We start from the raw sequence: 17,427 nt of genomic DNA on the forward strand, positions 1-17,427 counted from the left end.
TGCCGCCCCAAGGAGACCGTGATGAAGACCCTGTTCGCGCTCGGTGTGTGGTGCCTGCTGTTCGTGCTGTGCTGGCCGCTGGCGATCCTCGCCCTGATCGCCTGGCCGCTCGTGTGGCTGCTGAGCCTGCCGTTCCGCCTGGTCGGCATCACCTTCTCGGCGTTGTTCGCCTTCCTGCGCGCGCTGTTCATGCTGCCGGCGCGGTTGCTTGGCGGCCGGGCGGTTCCCGCATGAGGAGGGTGCTGCTGGCCGGTCTGGTCCTGTTGCCAGGCCCGGTGCTGGCCGCACCCCCGGTACCCCCGTCGGCGTGGCTGGAGCGCGAGCAGAGCGCTGCGGCTGACGAAGCCAATGCAGCGGCGGTCCCTGCGCCGAAAGCCGAGGCGCGCTGCCGGGTGGTCAAGCAATGGAAGGCCGGCGATACGGTGGTACAGCACAGGGTCTGTGAGGATCCACCGAAGAAGCCGGCTGGAAAGGTGTAGCGCCGAGCCCATGCTCGGCGGCCTTTGCAGGGCAGCCGAGCGTGGGCTCGGCGCTACAGGGAAACGGGCAACAAAAAACCCCGCCGGGGCGGGGTTTTTCGTCTGCAGGTGAGTGCCGACCAACGGTCGGCACCTACCATGATGCCGATCAGTTCGCCTTGTGGATGGCGCGCTTGCTGACCGCCATCGCCGCGTCGTGGACCACTTCCGACAGCGACGGGTGGGCGTGGCAGATGCGGGCCAGGTCATCGGCCGAACCGCTGAACTCCATGGTCAGCACGCCTTCGTGCACCAGCTCGGAGACGTTGGCGCCGACCAGGTGCATGCCGAGGATGCGATCGGTTTCGGCATGGGCCAGGATCTTCACGAAGCCTGCCGGCTCGATCATCGCCACGGCACGGCCGTTGGCGGCGAACGGGAAGCTGCCGGCCTTGTACGGAATGCCTTCGGCCTTCAGCTGCGCTTCGGTCTTGCCGACCCAGGCCAGTTCCGGTTCGGTGTAGATGACCCACGGGATGGTGTCGAAGTTGACGTGGCCCGGCAGGCCGGCGATCAGCTCAGCCACCGCGATGCCTTCCTCGAAGCCCTTGTGCGCCAGCATCGGGCCGCGCACGCAGTCGCCGACTGCCCACACACCGTTGACGCCGGTGTGGCAGTGCGCATCGACTTCGATCTGGCCGCGCTCGTTGATCTTGACGCCGGTGCCTTCGGCCAGCAGGCCCTTGGTGGCGGCGCGACGGCCAACGGCCACCAGCAGCTTGTCCACGGTCAGGGTCTTTTCGCCTTCCGCGTCGGTGTAGGTGACGATGACTTCCTTCTTCTTGCCCTTGCCGGTGATCTCGGTCTTGGAGACCTTGGCATTGAGCTTGATGTCCAGGCCCTGCTTCTTGAATTCCTTGGCAGCCGCCTTGGCCACTTCGGCATCGGCAGCCGCCAGGAACTCCGGCATGGCTTCCAGGATGGTGACTTCAGCGCCCAGGCGCTTCCACACGCTGCCCAGTTCCAGGCCGATCACGCCGGCGCCGATCACGGCCAGGCGGTTCGGCACTTCGGTGAAGTCCAGGCCGCCAACGTTGTCGACGATGGTCTCGCCGTCGAACTTGGCGAACGGCAGTTCGATCGAATCCGAACCGGCCGCGATGATGACGTTGGTGCCCTTCAGCTCGACGATGGAACCGTCATGCTGGGTGACCTTGACCACGTTGCCCGGCTGCAGTTCACCGAAGCCGTAGTAGGCGGCGACCTTGTTGGCCTTGAACAGCATGCCGATGCCGCCGGTGAACTGCTTGACGATCTTGTCCTTGCGGCCAACCATCGCCTCGACGTCGATCTTGGCATCCTTGAAGCTGATGCCGTGGTCGCCAAAGATGTGGCCCATGTTCCAGAACTGGCGCGAGGAATCCAGCAGCGCCTTGGACGGGATGCAGCCCACGCGCAGGCAGGTGCCGCCGAGGGCCGGCTTGCCGTCCTTGCCCAGCGCTGCATCGATGCAGGCGGTCTTCAGGCCCAGCTGGGCCGCGCGGATGGCAGCGTGGTAACCGGCCGGGCCGGCACCGATGACGACGACGTCGAATTGTTCAGCCATTGAATTATTCCTTGATGCATTACCAGAACCCCTCCGCGCAGGCGCGGAGGGGCGGGAGGTGTCTTACAGGCCGAACAGCATGCGGCCCGGGTTTTCCAGCTGGTTCTTGATGTCCACCAGGAACTGCACCGAGTCCTTGCCGTCGATGATGCGGTGGTCGTACGACAGCGCCAGGTACATCATCGGCGCGATCACGACCTGGCCGTTCTGGGCGATCGGACGCTCCTTGATGGCGTGCATGCCCAGGATGGCGCTCTGCGGCGGGTTGATGATCGGGGTCGACAGCAGCGAACCGAAGGTGCCGCCGTTGGTCACGGTGAAGGTGCCGCCCTGCAGCTCTTCCAGGCCCAGCTTGCCGTCACGGGCCTTCTTGGCGTAGTCGGCGATGGTCTTCTCGATGTCGGCGAACGACATGCGCTCGACGTTGCGCAGCACCGGCGTGACCAGGCCCTTCTCGGTCGAGACGGCGATCGAGATGTCCGAGTAGCCGTGATAGATGATGTCGTCGCCGTCGATCGAAGCGTTGACCAGCGGGAAGCGCTGCAGCGCGTTGGCGGCGGCCTTCACGAAGAAGCTCATGAAGCCCAGCTTGATGCCGTGTGCCTTGACGAACTCGTCCTGCAGTTCCTTGCGCGCCGCCGACACCTTGGACAGGTCGACTTCGTTGAAGGTGGTCAGCATCGCGGTGGAGTTCTTCGACTCCATCAGGCGCTCGGCGATGCGCTTGCGGATGCGGGTCATCGGCACGCGCTCTTCCGGGCGTGCGCCACCGGCCTTGCCGGCGCCGCCGTTGCGGGCGAAGTTGACGATGTCTTCCTTGGTGACCGCGCCGCGACGGCCGGTGCCGTCGACATCGGCCGGGTTCACGCCTTCAGTGATGGCGGTGAAGCGGGCGCCCGGCGGCAGCGCATCGGCGGCCGACTTGGCGGCCGGGGCCGGCGCAGCGGCAGCGGCCGGAGCCGGAGCGGCGGCGGCCGGAGCAGCGGCCGGAGCGGCCTCGGCGGTCGGTGCCGGAGCAGCTGCAACGGCGCCTTCCTCGATGATCGCCACGACCTGGCTGGAGGTCACGGTCGAGCCTTCGGCGAACTTGATTTCCTTCAGCACGCCGTCGACCGGCGACGGCACTTCCAGGACGACCTTGTCGGTTTCCAGGTCAAGCAGGTTTTCGTCGCGCTTGACAGCGTCGCCCACCTTCTTGTGCCAGGTGGCGATGGTGCCGTCGGCGACGGATTCGGGCAGTACCGGGGCTTTGACTTCGGTGGCCATTGCGGGAGCTTCCTGGTTTGTCTTCTAAATAGGGGGAGGATTATTCAGCGAACGTGTCGTTGAACGGGTTGACCAGTGCGTCGGCGATCAGCTGCTGCTGCTCGCGGACGTGGTCAGCCATGTGACCGGCAGCCGGCGAGGCCGAACGTGCGCGACCGGCGTAGTGCAGGTTCTGGCCATCGGCCAGGCAGAACTGCAGATGGTGGCGGATCTGGTACCACGCGCCCTGGTTCTGCGGTTCTTCCTGCGTCCACACCACGTCGGTGGCCTTGCCGTACTTCTTCAGTTCGGCCGCCAGCAGCGCACGCGGGAACGGATACAGCTGCTCCACGCGGATGATCGCCACGTCGTCCTGGCCACGCTTGATCTGGTCCTCCAGCAGGTCGTAATAGACCTTGCCCGAGCACAGCACCACGCGCTTGACCTTCTTGGCGTCTGCGTTGGCGTCGCCGATCAGGTGCTGGAACTCGCCGTTGGCCAGCTCGTCCAGGGTCGACACGGCCAGCTTGTGGCGCAGCAGCGACTTCGGCGACATCACCACCAGCGGCTTGCGGGTGGTCATGTGCAGCTGGCGACGCAGCATGTGGAAGGCCTGGGCCGGGGTCGACGGCACGACCACCAGCATGTTCTCCAGCGCGCACAGCTGCAGGAAGCGCTCCAGGCGCGCCGAGCTGTGTTCCGGGCCTTGCCCTTCATAGCCATGCGGCAGCAGCAGGGTCAGGCCGGAAATGCGGCCCCACTTGGCTTCACCGGCGGCGATGAACTGGTCGATCACCACCTGGGCACCGTTGGCGAAGTCGCCGAACTGGCCTTCCCAGATGCACAGCGTGTTCGGATCGGTGGTGGAGAAGCCGTACTCGTAGGCCATCACCGCTTCTTCGCTCAGCAGCGAATCGATGACGGTGGCCTTCTCCGGCGAATCCACCAGCTGCCGCAGCGGCATGTAGTAGTTGTCGGTCTTCTGGTCGTGCAGGATCGCGTGGCGATGCGTGAACGTACCGCGGCCCACGTCCTGGCCGACCAGGCGCAGTGCATGGCCTTCGTCGAGCAGGGTGGCGTAGGCCAGGTTCTCGGCAAAGCCCCAGTCGCCCGGGATCTCGCCGGCGGCCATCTTGCGGCGGTCGTCATAGACCTTGGCCACGCGCGAGTGCAGCTGCACTTCATCGGGAATGGTGTTGATCAGCTTGGCCAGCTCGACCAGCTTGTTCTTCTCGACCTTGGTCGAGACCGGGTCGGACAGCTTGCCTTCCAGCAGCTTCGGCCAATCGACGAACAGCGGGCTGCTCGGCGGGGTCTTCTCGACCTTGGCCAGCTCGGTGGTCACTTCACCGGCGTCCAGCTTCTCGCGGTAGGCATCGACCATCGCCTTGCCGGCGCCGGCGGCGATCACGCCCGCCTTTTCCAGCTGCTCGGCGTACATCTCGCGGGTGGTCGGGTGCTTGCGGATCACCTGGTACATCAGCGGCTGGGTGATCGCCGGTTCGTCGGCCTCGTTGTGGCCCCAGCGGCGGTAGCACATCAGGTCGATGACCACGTCCTTGGCGAACGTCTGGCGGAATTCGAAGGCCAGCTGTGCGGCGAACACCACTGCTTCCGGGTCATCGCCGTTCACGTGCAGCACCGGCGCGGCGATCATCTTCGCCACGTCGGTGGCATAGCGCGTGGAACGCGTATCCAGCGGGTTGGAGGTGGTGAAGCCGACCTGGTTGTTGACCACGATGTGCACGGTGCCGCCGACGGCGAAGCCGCGGGCCTGTGACATCTGGAACAGTTCCATGACCACGCCCTGGCCGGAGAAGGCCGCGTCGCCGTGGATCAGGATCGGCATGACCTGCTTGCGCGCGGTGTCCTTGCGGCGCTCCTGGCGCGAACGCACGGAACCGGCCACGACCGGGTCGGCGATTTCCAGGTGCGACGGGTTGAACGCCAGCGCCAGGTGCACCGGGCCGCCATCGGTGGCGACGTCGGCGGAGAAGCCCATGTGGTACTTCACGTCGCCGGCCGAGGCGTGCTCGTCGTGCTCGAACTTGCCTTCGAACTCGTCGAACAGCTTGCGCGGGTTCTTGCCCAGGGTGTTGACCAGCACGTTCAGGCGGCCACGGTGGGCCATGCCGATCACCACATCCTTGACGCCATCCTTGCCGGCGTTGCGGATGATGGTGTCCATCATCGGGATCAGCGAATCGCCGCCTTCCAGCGAGAACCGCTTCTGGCCGACGTACTTGGTGTGCAGGTAGCGCTCCAGGCCTTCGGCCGCAGTCAGGCGCTCCAGGGTGCGGCGCTGGGTGTCAGCGTCCAGCTGGTAGTTGCCACCGGCCGCTTCCAGCTTCTTGTAGATCCACTGGCGCTGCTCGACCTCGGAGATGTGCATGAACTCCGCACCGATCGAGCCGGTGTAGGTCGCCTTCAGGCGTGCCAGCAGGTCGCGCAGCTTCATGCGCGGCTGGCCGCCGACGCCGCCAGTGCTGAACTCGCTGTTGAGGTCGGCATCGGACAGGCTGTGGAACGGCAGGCCCAGATCCGGGGTGTTGACCGGTGCGGCCAGGCCCAGCGGATCGAGGCGGGCGTCCAGGTGGCCGCGCGAACGGTAGGCGGTGATCAGACGACCGACATTGCGCTCGCGCTCGTCGCCTGCACCGTTACCGGTACCGGCCTTCAGCGCATCCTTGGCCGCGTCCGCAATGTGGGAGATGACGGCCGAGTGCGGAATGTCACCTGCTTCGCGGCCCTTGAAGCCGTCGAAGTAGGTTTTCCATTTGGGATCGACACTATCCGGGGAGACCAGGTACTGCTCGTACAGGTCCTCGACATAGGAGGCGTTGCCGCCGGCGAGTTGCGAAGATTGCGCAAACTGCTTCAGTTGATTGTCCACGATGGAGGGTGTTGATTCGCTTTGTGGGGTATGGCTTCAGAAGGACCCGGCAGGAAGATGAATAGCCCTGCGCGGGCGCGTTCAAACAGCCAAATTGTACCCCCAACCGGACACGAAGGGGCACCACCACAGGTATCCCGCGTCCGCCGATGCCGGTTCCAGACAGGTTCGGTCGGCTGTGCCGACTCAGATGCCGAGCGCACGCAGTTCGCTGCAGACGCGCGAACGGTCCCAGACACGCTGCAATTGCTGCTCGAACGGCTGCGAACGTGCTGGCAGCGCGATGCCGGCCTCGCCGTCGAGGCGATGGCCGATCAGACGAAAGTAGAAGTCGCCCGCATCGTTGAGCAGGCAGGCCGAGGCCAGCGCGCGGTCGACCGGATCGCTGACCTCGCGGAACTGGATCACGCTGGGCAGGCGCTGGGCCAGCGCCAGCAGCGGCGACCCGGCAGACGCGATCGCGGCGGCGTCGTGCACGATCACCCGCAGCTGCTTGTCGTGGCGGGCGGTGACGAAGCGGCGCAGGGCGGACTGTACCGGGGGCGCGTCGAGCAGCCCCGGGTCCAGTTGGCGGCTGTGCAGCCACAGCTGGCGACGGGCGCGGTGGATGATGGCCGTGGTGATCGCCACCGCCTCGGCGCGGCTGTCGATGGCGCTGGCCACGCCCAGCCGGCGGCGCATCTGCTGGTGTCCGATGCCGGCTTCCTCGAACACCTCGCCCTCGGGCAGGAAGCCCTGGCGTGCATAGAAATCGCGCGCGGGCAGCTGGGCGTGCAGGTGCAGTTCGGCCAGGCCGAGCCGGCGCCCGGCTTCGACCAGTGCCTCCAGCAGGGCCTCGCCGACCCCGTTGCTGCGATGGGTGGCCAGCACGGCCATGCGGCCGATGCGGCCGTCCGGAGCCAGCCTGCCGGTGCCGACCGGCTGGTCGTCACTGTCCAGTGCCAGCACATGGGCACTGACCGGGTCCAGCGCATCGCGTTCCAGCTCGGCGGCGATGCCCTGTTCCTGCACGAACACGCGTTGGCGCACGTCGTGGATGGCAACGTGGGCGTCGGCGTGGCTGACCTGCTGGACCCGGATCATGACGATGGCTCAGGCTCGGCCGGTGCTGTCGTCTTCGTCGTCGTCCTCGAAGTTGACGATGACCTCGATACCGTCGTCGTGCACGGTCACGGAGTGGACATCGTCGGACACCGCGTCGGCGTCGATCGCCTCGACGCGGTCGCGGCCTTCGACGACCTCGCCGAGCACCACGGCATCCTCGCTGTCTTCCTCGTCTTCGGCCTCGTACACCTCATTCGGGTCGATCAGCTGGAACACACCACCGACCAGCAGCTGCTGGACCACGGCACGGCCCTTGTCGGACAGGCCGCGATAGGCGGCGGCGGCGAGCTGCTCGGCGCCGGTCAGGCGCTGCGCGTCCTTCACCGGCAGCGCGAAGTCCTGGCCGCTGACATACAGGCTGGCGCCACGCTTGGCCCGGCGCCAGGCCAGGCGGGCCCACGGGTGGCGCTGCAGCAGCATGCCCGAGGCCAGGGCCTGGACCACTTCCTCCGGGGCCGGCGCGGCCTGGTGGGCCATCACTTCGCCCGCTGCACGGTAGGTGGTGATGAAACGGCCGAACCAGTCGCCCAGCTTGTCCGGGTCGTTCATGCGGATGGCGTTGAGGGCGGTGATCACCCGCGCCATCGCCACCGTGTCGATTTCGTTCGGGTCGGCCGGCACCTTCAGGTCGGCATCCTGGTAGCGGATGTTCTCATCGGCATCGGCGATCAGGGTGTCCAGATAGTCGCTGATCAGCTCGGCAGAAGACGGCGCACGCATGCCGAACGAGAAGGTCAGGCAGGGGTCTTCGGCGACGCCGTGGTGCGGCACGTTCGGCGGCAGGTACAGCATGTCGCCCGGCGCCAGCACCCAGTCGTGGGTGGGCTTGAACACCTTCAGCAGCTTCAGCTCCACGTCCGGGCGGAAGCCCAGCGGCGGCTGCCTGCCCTTGATCGATTCGCTCGCATCGATCTGCCAGCGACGGTGGCCGTGGGCCTGCAGCAGGAACACGTCGTACTGATCGACATGGGCGCCGACCGAGCCGCCGGTGGCGGCGAAGCTGATCATCACGTCATCCATGCGCCAGCGCGGCAGGAAGCTGAAGTGTTGGATCAGGGCGCGCACGTCCGGGTCCCACTTGTCCACGTCCTGCACCAGCAGGGTCCAGTCGTGGTCGGGCAGGGCGGGGAACACGTCTTCCTGGAACGGGCCGGTGCGCACGCGCCAGCCGTCCTGGGCCTTGTCGTGCTCGATCAGGCGCGCCAGCACACCTTCCTCGCAGGCCAGCCCGGCCAGGTCTTCCGGCTGTACCGGGGTCTGGAAATCCGGGAAGGCATTGCGGATCAGCAGCGGGCGCTTCTGCCAGAAGTCGCGCAGGAAGGTGGCCGGCGCCATGCCGAGCGGCTGGCCAGGGTGGGCGGTGACTTCGATCAGGGGGGCGGAGGACTTGCGGGCGGCCATGGGGGAATCCTTGCAGCGGAAAGCGGGAGGGGCGGCGTGGCGAGCCGCCAAGGGTTCCATTGTCCGCCGTTCGTCGGGATTGCGCACGTGCGGTGGTTTGTCGCGGGGTGTCCGGCCAACGGCGGAGCCCCTCGTGGCGGGGTCTGGGTTGGTCGCTGAAAGCAAAAGCCGGGTTTGGCCGGGCGGGTGGGCTGCGCGGGGGACGCTGCAAGTACGTCCCTGTAAGCTTGGCCGCCGCATCCATGCGGCGGACACCCCCGCGCAGCCCACCCGCCCGGCCCCTGACAGTTTCCTGCGCGGCCCGCCACGGAATGGAAGAAGAAGATCAAAGGCAACAGCGGGTCGCGCGCTGCGCTTGCTCATGCCCTTGTAGAGCCGAGCCCACGCTCGGCTTGCTGTTGCCCACGCCCAAAAGCAGCCGAGCACGGGCTCGGCTCTACAAAAGACCCTCAAACAAAGACGGACGCGGCGAAGCCGCGTCCCTCTTTCAAATTCCGTCCCGACAACCCAATGCTCTTCGATCCGTCACCGGGAATCTGCCAGAGGTGGGGCGGGAGGGGCCAGCGGGACCGTTGGCGCCATGGATGGCGCCATCGAGCCCCCATGGATGGGTTCACGGCGTGTCCCGCTGGCCCCTCCCGCCCCACCCAGCTAGCAGCAATCCAGAGCCGCTCTTGACGTTGCTATTGCCGTTGCCGTTGCCGTTGCCTGCCGCAGGCAGCGCCCGCGGCCGCCGCCGCAAAGGAATCCCCTTAAATCTTCTTCGCCAGCGACTCAGCCAGGCCGGTGTAGCTGCCCGGGGTCATCTCCAGCAGGCGCTGCTTCGCATCCGTCGGCAGCTCCAGCCCCTGCACGAACGCACGCATCGACTCGGCGGTGATGCCCTGGCCGCGGGTCAGCGCCTTCAGCTGCTCGTACGGGTTCGGCAGGCCGTGGCGGCGCATCACCGTCTGCACGGCCTCGGCCAGCACTTCCCAGGCTGCGTCCAGATCGGCATCCAGGCGCTGCGGGTTCACTTCCAGCTTGCCCAGGCCCTTGGCCAGCGAATCCAGTGCCACCTGGCTGTGGCCGAACGCGGTGCCCAGCGCACGCAGCACGGTGGAATCGGTCAGGTCACGCTGCCAGCGGCTGATCGGCAGCTTCGCGCTGAAGTGCTCGAACAGCGCGTTGGCGATGCCGAAGTTGCCTTCCGCATTCTCGAAATCGATCGGGTTGACCTTGTGCGGCATCGTCGACGAACCAACTTCGCCTTCCTTCAGGCGCTGCTTGAAGTAGCCCAGCGAAACGTAGCCCCAGATGTCACGGGCCAGGTCGATCAGGATGATGTTGGCGCGGCGTGCGGCATCACCGATCTCGGCGATGTTGTCGTGCGGCTCGATCTGCGTGGTGTACGGGTTGAACACCAGGCCCAGGCCGGTCACGAAGCGCTCGGCGAAGGCTGGCCAGTCCACGTCCGGGTAGCTGGCGATGTGGGCGTTGTAGTTGCCCACCGCGCCGTTGATCTTGCCGGTCAGTTCGACCGCGGCAATCTGCCGGCGCTGGCGCTCCAGGCGCGCGACCACGTTGGCCAGTTCCTTGCCCAGGGTGGTCGGCGAGGCGGTCTGGCCGTGGGTGCGCGACAGCATCGGCTGGCCAGCCTCGGCGTGGGCCAGGGTGCGCAGGGTGCTGGCGATGCCGTCCAGGGTCGGCAACAGCACCTCGCGGCGCGCCTGTTCCAGCATCAGGCCGTAGCTGAGGTTGTTGATGTCTTCGCTGGTGCAGGCGAAATGCACGAATTCCAGCGCCGGCGCCAGCTCGGCGTCGTCCTTCAGCTGTTCCTTGATGAAGTACTCCACCGCCTTGACGTCATGGTTGGTGGTGCGCTCGATCTCCTTCACGCGCGCGGCCTGGGCCGGGCTGAAGCTGGCGGCCAGCCCGCGCAGGCGGGCGATGGCAGCGTCGGAGAACGGGGCCAGTTCGACGATGCCCGGCTCGGCGGCCAGGGCCAGCAGCCATTCCACCTCGACCGTGATGCGGGCCTTGATCAGGCCGTACTCGGAGAAGATCGGGCGCAGGGCGTCGACCTTGCCGGCATAGCGGCCATCGAGCGGGGACAGGGCGAGCAGGGCGGAATCGGACATGTCGGCAGGGCTGGGACGAGCGGCGGGGCCGATATTCTACGACGTGCCGGCGGGGCGTGCCCTGTAGAGCCGAGCCCACGCTCGGCTGCTTCGGAAAATCCGGCGCCCCGCGGGCAGCCGAGCATGGGCTCGGCTCTACAACACGGCCCTGCGGACGGAACGATCTGGCCCGTCCTCGTCATCCCACGCTGCGGGCAAGGGAGTATCGTTGGCGCAGCCGCCAGCCCGGGAAGCGACACCCTGCCAGCCGCCGCTTCCCTTTCCCCAACTGAAGTAGTGCGGAGTTGATGCAATGAGCAGAGCTGCAAGCAAGGGTTTCAGAATCGAACACGACAGCATGGGCGAACTGCAGGTGCCTGCCGACGCCCTGTGGGGCGCGCAGACCCAGCGTGCCGTGCAGAATTTCCCGGTGTCGGGCCAGCGCATGCCGCGCGGTTTCATCCGTGCCCTGGGCCTGGTCAAGGGCGCTGCCGCTGGCGTCAACGCCGAGCTGGGCCATCTGCCCAAGAACGTGGCCAAGGCCATCCAGACCGCTGCCGCCGAAGTGGCCGCCGGCACCTGGGACGCGCAGTTCCCGATCGACGTCTACCAGACCGGTTCTGGCACGTCCTCGAACATGAATGCCAACGAGGTCATCGCCACCCTGGCCAACCGTGCCGGCAAGGCGGGCAAGACCGCGGTGCACCCCAATGACCACGTCAACCAGGGGCAGAGCTCCAATGACGTGATCCCGACCGCGTTGCGCGTATCGGCGGTACTGGCGGCACATGAGCAGCTGCTGCCGGCGCTGGTGCACCTGCGCAAGACCCTCGACAAGAAGGGCCGCAGCCTGCGCAAGGTGGTCAAGACCGGCCGCACGCACCTGATGGATGCGATGCCGCTGACCTTCGAGCAGGAGTTCGGCGCATGGTCGGCACAGCTGGCCTCGGCACAGGAACGCATCGAAGACAGCCTCAAGCGTGTGCGCCGGCTGCCGCTGGGCGGCACCGCCATCGGTACCGGCATCAATGCCGACCCGCGCTTCGGCGCGCAGGTGGCCAAGGCGTTGAAGCAGCAGACCGGGTTCAAGTTCGACAGCGCCGAGAACAAGTTCGAGGGCCTGGCCGCGCAGGATGACGCGGTGGAACTGTCGGGCCAGCTCAATGCACTGGCGGTGGCGCTGATCAAGATCGCCAACGATCTTCGCTGGATGAACGCCGGTCCGCTGGCCGGGCTGGGCGAGATCGAACTGCCGGCGCTGCAGCCGGGCAGCTCGATCATGCCGGGCAAGGTCAACCCGGTGATTCCGGAAGCGACGGTGATGGCCTGCGCGCAGGTGATCGGCCACCACACCGCGATCACCGTGGCCGGGCAGACCGGCAACTTCCAGCTCAATGTCACCCTGCCGCTGATCGCGGTGAACCTGCTGGATGGCATTGGCCTGCTGGCCAATGTGTCTCGCCTGCTGGCCGACAGCGCGATTGCCGGGCTGAAGGTGCGTGAGGATCGCGTTGCCGAAGCATTGGCGCGCAACCCGATCCTGGTCACCGCGCTGAACCCGATCATCGGCTACGAGAAGGCGGCGGCGATTGCCAAGCGTGCCTACAAGGAGCAGCGTCCGGTGCTGGATGTCGCGCTGGAGGACAGCGGCCTGGATGAAGCCGAGCTGCGCCGCCTGCTGGACCCGGCCGCACTGACTGCCGGTGGCATCCACGCGGGGGGCGGTGGCGGCGGCGGTTGATCTGCCGGTCGTAGGGCCGAGCCCATGCTCGGCTGCTTCCTGGACCTGGGCCGAGCATGGGCTCGGTTCTACAAGAGGAAACGCCGCCCAGGGGCGGCGTTTTTTCAGCGACGGTCGGCGACGATGTTGCCGAAGGTGTCGGTGTAGTCCTTGAACTCGGGGATGCGCTGGACCAGGTCGGCCGGGATCACTTCCATGCCTTCCGGCGGCTGGATCTTCACCGGCTGCATGTTGGGATCGGCCGGGGCGGCGACCAGGGTGTTCTGGCGCAGCACCTGCAGCTTGCCGAACATGGTCTGCAGCATCTGCTTCTGTGCCTCGTCCAGCGGAATCTGGATCTCGTCCACCTTCATCGAACCATCGCCGAGGATGATGATGTTCGGCGCCGGCGGGCGACGCACAGTGACCATGCCTTCGCTGACGGAGATCTTTGGCTTGCCGCGCTCGGCACGGTGGTTGCGGTAATCCTTGTCACAGCCGACCAGGCCCAGGCAGAGCAGGGCGGCCAGCAGCAGGAACAACTTCTTCATGGCATTCGGTTCGGGGGCCTCCGGGGCCGCCATTGTAAGCCGGCCGGCGCACGACGGCCGGCAGCGGGGCGCCGCTGCCGGCCGGGTGCGCTGATCTGTCACAGGCCTAGCGTTGGACCACGGTGTCCTTACCGCAGTCGTCGACGTCACTCTGGTCCATCGTTGCGTAGGGCTTGAACGCCGGCAGCTCGCGCGCCAGTGCCTGCTGGCTGGCCAGCATCGCCGGCAAGCGGTTGCAGATGCGCTTGGCCTGGGCTTCGATCTTCTCCGCCTCGGCATTGATCCGCTTCTCGATGCCTTCGCTGTCGCCGCTGAAGATGCCCTTCAGTGCCTCCCCGGCAGCGCTGGCGCCGAGCTTGGCGCCGGCCAAGCCGACATCCATGCCGTCCATCGCAATGGCGACGACGTGGCCGCGGTACTCCAGCAACCGCTGGCGCTGGGCCTCGTTGGCCGGCACGTCCTTGCCGTCGATCAGCAGGTGGCCATCCGGCGTGATCTCCGCACGCGGCTGCTTGTCGGCGGAGATGTTGATGTTGCCCTGGGTAATGTCCTTCCGGGCATCAACCATGGCCTCCTTGACCGTCTGGCCGACGCCGCTGGTGGCTTCGGCGACGCTTTTGCCGACGGTCTTGTCGGGCGTGGAAGAAGTGCCGCCGCAGGCGATCAGCGGCAGGCACAGCAGGGTGGCAGGCAGCAGGCGCAGCAGGTTCATGGCAACTCCCTCGAATTGGTCCGGTGGCGGTTACTTGTTGCGGGGCAGGGTGACCGTGCCGCCGACGTTGCGGTGGCCGACATCGCCGCTGCCGCTGTGGTCGACGGTCAGGCTGCCGCGCACGCCGTCGACCTGGATGTCACCCGAACCATGGCTGCGCACGTGCACGTTGCCGCCGATGTCGGACAGGTCGACATCGCCCGAGCCGACCACGCCGACCTCGACGTTGCCTTGCACGCGCTTGAACCCGATGTCGCCGGAACCGACCGTGTCCAGCCGGGCGTTGCCGCGGACATCGCTGATCTTCAGGTCACCGGAGCCGACGGTGCCGGTGACCGCATCGCCGCCGATGTTGCGCGCCTTGACGTCGCCGGAGCCGAGCGACAGCAGGTTCAGCGAGCCGCCACCGTCGATGTCCAGGTCACCCGAACCCACCGCTGCGTGGATGCTGCCGCGGGTGCCGCGAACGATCGCGTCGCCCGAGCCGACGTCCACGCTCAGCGATTGGGCGTTGTCCACGCTGGCATCGCCGGAGCCGACCTTGAGCTGCAGGGGCAGGTTGTCGGGCACGCTGCCGCGGATGTCCAGCCAGGCATAGCTGTTGCCCAGGCTGATGCCGCTGTGGCGGCCGTCGCGGCGCAGGCTGACGACCAGCTTGTCGCCTTCCCTGCGCTGCTCCAGTACCAGCTGGTCCAGCCATTCCTGGCTGGAGGCGCAGGCGCGGCCATCGAGCTGGCCACCGCCCTTGCTGGCGACGACCTTCAGGTCATGCTGGTTCACCTCCAGCACCACCGCCTTGGCGCCGGCCACATCCAGCTTCAGCGTGCGGGCGGCGGTGAACTTGCAGTTCGGAGCATCGGCGGCCAGCGCCGACAGAGGCAACAGCAACAACGCAGAACAGGCGAGCAGGGAACGCATGGGTGGTGCCTCCGGGTGGATGGAATCAGATCTCGCCGGCGCGCTTGCGCAGGCGGATGGCGAGGACGATGAACACGACACCGACGGCGGCACCGATCCATAGTTCCGGCATCGCCAGCGACTTCAGCTGCGAGGCCGGGGACATCAGGCTGACCACCGATTCGAGATCGCGACGCGTGCCTTCCTCGGCGCTGAGGCGATACACCAGGTCGGTGCCCGGCACGCCACCCAGCAGCAGGCGGCCAACGATGTTCTGCCAGAACCAGCCGGTGGTCAGGCCGATCAACGGCATCACCTTGGTGGTGCTGACAATGACGCCGGCGAACAGCGGCAGCATCACCGCCCACAGGAACGGTTTGGTGCGGGCCCAGGCCGAGCACAGCAGCAGCCAGCCGGCGGTGGGCAGGGCCCACAGGGCGTAGACCGGAATCCAGGCCAGGTGACCGGCGGCCAGGGTCAACGGGCTGGCCGGGCCCCAGATCAGGGTCATCGGGCTGCCACCGTGCATCAGCGCGACGATGCTGATCACCAGCATGAAGCCGAACATGGTGATGATGCCGGCGATCACCGCGATCAGCGGGGCCACGACCAGTGCGCTGATCACCTTGGACAGCACGGTCTGGGTGTCCGACAGCGGCAGCGACTTCCAGAACAGGATGCTGCGGTCGCGACGGTCGTCGTACAGGGCGCCCAGGCAGTAGAAGAACACCACGAAGGCCAGCACCAGGAACGGCCAGGCCGAGCTGAGCACCAGGGTCAGGTCGAGGCCGTTGCCGAGGTCGGCCAGGTCCTTGGCGCTGATGTCGCGGGTCAGCAGGGCCAGGTCCAGGCCGTTGATGTTCACGCTCTCGCCGTCGACATGCAGTGCGCCGTTGCGTGCTGCACGGTTCAGTGCAAACAGGCCGAAGGCGATGCCGACGGTGCTCATCACCAGCGAGATCAGGCCGGCGATCAGCGGCGCATACAGGAAACCGCCACGGTTCTCCCAGTACTCGCGCTTGAGCAGCCAGCGCAGGGTGCCCATCGGGCTGACGGGGTGGTTGACGGCAGTCATGCGTAGGTCCCCTTCATGATGGCGACGAACAGATCGGCCAGGCCCGGGCTGCGGGTCTCGCCAAGGGTGGAGAGCTGGGTGCGCGGCACACCGTCGAACAGCATTACGGTCTTGCCGAACGTCAGGCTGCGCTCGTCGATCGGCTTCAGCGCACGCGCGGTCTCCAGCTGGTCGGCGTTGACCAGAAGCTCGGTGTAGCGCTGGCCGACATCGTCCATTTCTGCATCGAGCACGATGCGACCATCACGGATGAACATGACGTCGCTGAGGATGTGCTCGATCTCCTCCACCTGGTGGGTGGTGACGATGATGGTCTTCTGTTCGTCGAAATAATCTTCCAGCAGGCGCTGGTAGAACTCCTTGCGGTACAGGATGTCCAGGCCCAGGGTGGGCTCGTCCAGCACCAGGATGCGCGCATCGATGGCCATCACCAGCGCCAGGTGCAGCTGCACGATCATGCCCTTGGACAGTTCGCGCACGCGCTGCTTCGGCTGCAGCTTGGTGTTGGCCAGGAAACGCTCGCAGCGGGCACGGTCGAAGCGCGGATGGACACCGGCGACGAAATCGATCGCTTCACGGACCTTCAGCCAGCGCGGCAGCACGGCGACGTCGGCAATGAAGCAGATGTCGTTCATCAGCGCGTCGCGGTGCTGCCGCGGGTCGCGGCCGAGCACGCTCAACTCACCTTCCACCGAGGTCAGGCCGAGGATGGCCTTCAGCGCGGTGGTCTTGCCGGCGCCGTTGGGCCCGATCAGGCCGACGATGCGCCCGCTCGGAATGCTGAAGCTGGCATTGTCGAGGGCCACGGTGGTCTTGTAGGCCTTGCGCAGGCCTCGGGCGGTGATGACCGGTTCACTTGCAGTGCTATTCATCAGACTTTCCCCTGGGGCAGCAATTCGTCGAGGCTCAGGCCCAGGCGCTGGATGCGCTCCAGCACCGCCGGCCATTCTTCATTGAGAAAGCGCTCGCGCTCGCTGCTGCGCAGCTGCGTGGCCGCCTGCTCGGTCATGAACATGCCCAGGCCGCGGCGCTTCTCGACCAGGCCTTCATCGGCCAGTTCCTGGTAAGCGCGCGAAACGGTGATGGGGTTGAGCTGGTAGTCGGCGGCCACCTGGCGCACCGAAGGCAGGGCATCGCCCGGCTTGAGGATTCCGTCGAGCATCATGGCGATCACGCGCTCCTTCAACTGACGGTAGATGGGAGCGCCGTCGCTCCACTGGATGTCGCTCATATTCAGCTCCGTGGGGTCAGCGGCTGTGCGAACGAGAAATACGGCATGGACAGGGAGCTGTGCAGCCGACGCGGGGGAGGGGGGGAGGAATCGGCGTTCCCGGCCGGCGAAACGGATGCATCCTGCGCACTGTCGGCGGAGGCGGGGGCGGTTGGCATGGCCAGCCAGGCCAGCACGATCAGGGTCGAAACGGCAGCGGCCGCGGGTGCGGTGAGGTTGCGACGGATCCGGGCGTTCATGGCTCCCCCTGTCTCAGGTGACTGGTGTTGTATGCAACTATAACACCGGCACGCCTACGTGCAACCCCTTGCCGTGCCCAACTGATGGCAGGGGTGGTCAAGCCGCTGAAATATCCCCTTATCCCCTTGATTGAAAAGGGAAATGGAATTGTCGCGCGGGGCGATCACGCCCTGCCTTCCATTCAGCGTTGTCCAT

16 protein-coding genes are annotated in these 17,427 nt (G+C 66.6%); 3 read left to right on the forward strand and 13 right to left on the reverse strand.

The annotated features are described in order from the left end of the window. Positions 1–21 precede the first annotated feature (21 nt). Together AC5P7I_RS13360 and AC5P7I_RS13365 are read left to right on the forward strand one after the other, a co-directional pair. Positions 22–234 (forward strand): hypothetical protein, encoded by a 213-nt coding sequence (locus AC5P7I_RS13360; RefSeq protein WP_032958903.1) that lies wholly within the window; start codon positions 22–24, stop codon positions 232–234. Then, the gene (locus AC5P7I_RS13365) at positions 231–479 is read left to right on the forward strand and encodes a hypothetical protein (protein ID WP_053495588.1); all 249 of its coding nucleotides are present in this window, start codon (positions 231–233) and stop codon (positions 477–479) included. Before AC5P7I_RS13360 ends, AC5P7I_RS13365 begins: the two co-directional genes overlap by 4 nt. 148 nt (positions 480–627) lie before the next feature. Here AC5P7I_RS13365 and lpdA read toward each other — a convergent pair whose 3' ends face one another. The 6 genes from lpdA to purB all read right to left on the reverse strand — a co-directional run bounded on the left by lpdA (position 628) and on the right by purB (position 10,827). Continuing rightward, a complete protein-coding gene (gene lpdA / locus AC5P7I_RS13370) occupies positions 628–2,064 on the reverse strand; it encodes a dihydrolipoyl dehydrogenase (RefSeq protein WP_014647703.1) in 1,437 nt (478 codons plus the stop codon). A gap of 63 nt (positions 2,065–2,127) precedes the next feature. Then, positions 2,128–3,330, reverse strand: a complete 1,203-nt coding sequence (sucB, locus tag AC5P7I_RS13375) for a dihydrolipoyllysine-residue succinyltransferase (RefSeq protein ID WP_014647702.1) — start codon at positions 3,328–3,330, stop codon at positions 2,128–2,130. A 40-nt stretch (positions 3,331–3,370) separates the two neighbouring features. Next, on the reverse strand, positions 3,371–6,202 hold the full coding sequence (locus tag AC5P7I_RS13380) for a 2-oxoglutarate dehydrogenase E1 component (RefSeq protein ID WP_014647701.1): 2,832 nt from the start codon (positions 6,200–6,202) through the stop codon (positions 3,371–3,373). Between the two features lie 186 nt (positions 6,203–6,388). Next, complete coding sequence (locus AC5P7I_RS13385; RefSeq protein WP_262087976.1) at positions 6,389–7,285, reverse strand: GNAT family N-acetyltransferase; 897 nt, start codon at positions 7,283–7,285, stop codon at positions 6,389–6,391. Positions 7,286–7,294: 9 nt separating this feature from the next. Next, a complete protein-coding gene (locus tag AC5P7I_RS13390; RefSeq protein WP_262087975.1) occupies positions 7,295–8,707 on the reverse strand; it encodes a ribosomal protein uL16 3-hydroxylase in 1,413 nt (470 codons plus the stop codon). A gap of 752 nt (positions 8,708–9,459) precedes the next feature. Beyond that, a complete protein-coding gene (gene purB / locus AC5P7I_RS13395) occupies positions 9,460–10,827 on the reverse strand; it encodes an adenylosuccinate lyase (RefSeq protein ID WP_262087122.1) in 1,368 nt (455 codons plus the stop codon). A 292-nt stretch (positions 10,828–11,119) separates the two neighbouring features. Here purB and AC5P7I_RS13400 point away from each other — a divergent pair, with 292 nt between their 5' ends. Then, a complete protein-coding gene (locus tag AC5P7I_RS13400; RefSeq protein WP_032962093.1) occupies positions 11,120–12,547 on the forward strand; it encodes a class II fumarate hydratase in 1,428 nt (475 codons plus the stop codon). A gap of 104 nt (positions 12,548–12,651) precedes the next feature. On the opposite strand, the gene AC5P7I_RS13405 is transcribed toward AC5P7I_RS13400, so the two are convergent. The 7 genes from AC5P7I_RS13405 to AC5P7I_RS13435 form a co-directional block, all read right to left on the reverse strand. Beyond that, on the reverse strand, positions 12,652–13,077 hold the full coding sequence (locus AC5P7I_RS13405; protein ID WP_014647695.1) for a hypothetical protein: 426 nt from the start codon (positions 13,075–13,077) through the stop codon (positions 12,652–12,654). Positions 13,078–13,183: 106 nt separating this feature from the next. After that, complete coding sequence (locus AC5P7I_RS13410) at positions 13,184–13,789, reverse strand: YggN family protein (RefSeq protein ID WP_049442450.1); 606 nt, start codon at positions 13,787–13,789, stop codon at positions 13,184–13,186. A 30-nt stretch (positions 13,790–13,819) separates the two neighbouring features. Beyond that, positions 13,820–14,707, reverse strand: a complete 888-nt coding sequence (locus AC5P7I_RS13415; protein WP_014647693.1) for a GIN domain-containing protein — start codon at positions 14,705–14,707, stop codon at positions 13,820–13,822. A 25-nt stretch (positions 14,708–14,732) separates the two neighbouring features. Then, the gene (locus tag AC5P7I_RS13420; protein WP_046431579.1) at positions 14,733–15,761 is read right to left on the reverse strand and encodes an ABC-2 transporter permease; all 1,029 of its coding nucleotides are present in this window, start codon (positions 15,759–15,761) and stop codon (positions 14,733–14,735) included. Beyond that, complete coding sequence (locus AC5P7I_RS13425) at positions 15,758–16,633, reverse strand: ABC transporter ATP-binding protein (protein WP_014647691.1); 876 nt, start codon at positions 16,631–16,633, stop codon at positions 15,758–15,760. Before AC5P7I_RS13425 ends, AC5P7I_RS13420 begins: the two co-directional genes overlap by 4 nt. Continuing rightward, positions 16,633–16,992 (reverse strand): GntR family transcriptional regulator, encoded by a 360-nt coding sequence (locus AC5P7I_RS13430; RefSeq protein WP_005410261.1) that lies wholly within the window; start codon positions 16,990–16,992, stop codon positions 16,633–16,635. Before AC5P7I_RS13430 ends, AC5P7I_RS13425 begins: the two co-directional genes overlap by 1 nt. 2 nt (positions 16,993–16,994) lie before the next feature. After that, entirely contained in the window at positions 16,995–17,231 is a 237-nt protein-coding gene (locus AC5P7I_RS13435) for a hypothetical protein (RefSeq protein ID WP_049408559.1), read from the reverse strand. Positions 17,232–17,427: the final 196 nt, after the last annotated feature.

The sequence above is a fragment of the Stenotrophomonas sp. YJH_SMC_138 genome, assembly GCF_059369855.1.

Coding starts and splice junctions, on each gene's coding strand:
- AC5P7I_RS13360 (WP_032958903.1), top strand. CDS start 22: ATGAAGACCCTGTTCGCGCTCGGTGTGTGGTGCCTGCTGTTCGTGCTG.
- AC5P7I_RS13365 (WP_053495588.1), top strand. CDS start 231: ATGAGGAGGGTGCTGCTGGCCGGTCTGGTCCTGTTGCCAGGCCCGGTG.
- lpdA (WP_014647703.1), bottom strand. CDS start 2,064: ATGGCTGAACAATTCGACGTCGTCGTCATCGGTGCCGGCCCGGCCGGT.
- sucB (WP_014647702.1), bottom strand. CDS start 3,330: ATGGCCACCGAAGTCAAAGCCCCGGTACTGCCCGAATCCGTCGCCGAC.
- AC5P7I_RS13385 (WP_262087976.1), bottom strand. CDS start 7,285: ATGATCCGGGTCCAGCAGGTCAGCCACGCCGACGCCCACGTTGCCATC.
- AC5P7I_RS13390 (WP_262087975.1), bottom strand. CDS start 8,707: ATGGCCGCCCGCAAGTCCTCCGCCCCCCTGATCGAAGTCACCGCCCAC.
- purB (WP_262087122.1), bottom strand. CDS start 10,827: ATGTCCGATTCCGCCCTGCTCGCCCTGTCCCCGCTCGATGGCCGCTAT.
- AC5P7I_RS13400 (WP_032962093.1), top strand. CDS start 11,120: ATGAGCAGAGCTGCAAGCAAGGGTTTCAGAATCGAACACGACAGCATG.
- AC5P7I_RS13405 (WP_014647695.1), bottom strand. CDS start 13,077: ATGAAGAAGTTGTTCCTGCTGCTGGCCGCCCTGCTCTGCCTGGGCCTG.
- AC5P7I_RS13410 (WP_049442450.1), bottom strand. CDS start 13,789: ATGAACCTGCTGCGCCTGCTGCCTGCCACCCTGCTGTGCCTGCCGCTG.
- AC5P7I_RS13415 (WP_014647693.1), bottom strand. CDS start 14,707: ATGCGTTCCCTGCTCGCCTGTTCTGCGTTGTTGCTGTTGCCTCTGTCG.
- AC5P7I_RS13420 (WP_046431579.1), bottom strand. CDS start 15,761: ATGACTGCCGTCAACCACCCCGTCAGCCCGATGGGCACCCTGCGCTGG.
- AC5P7I_RS13425 (WP_014647691.1), bottom strand. CDS start 16,633: ATGAATAGCACTGCAAGTGAACCGGTCATCACCGCCCGAGGCCTGCGC.
- AC5P7I_RS13430 (WP_005410261.1), bottom strand. CDS start 16,992: ATGAGCGACATCCAGTGGAGCGACGGCGCTCCCATCTACCGTCAGTTG.
- AC5P7I_RS13435 (WP_049408559.1), bottom strand. CDS start 17,231: ATGAACGCCCGGATCCGTCGCAACCTCACCGCACCCGCGGCCGCTGCC.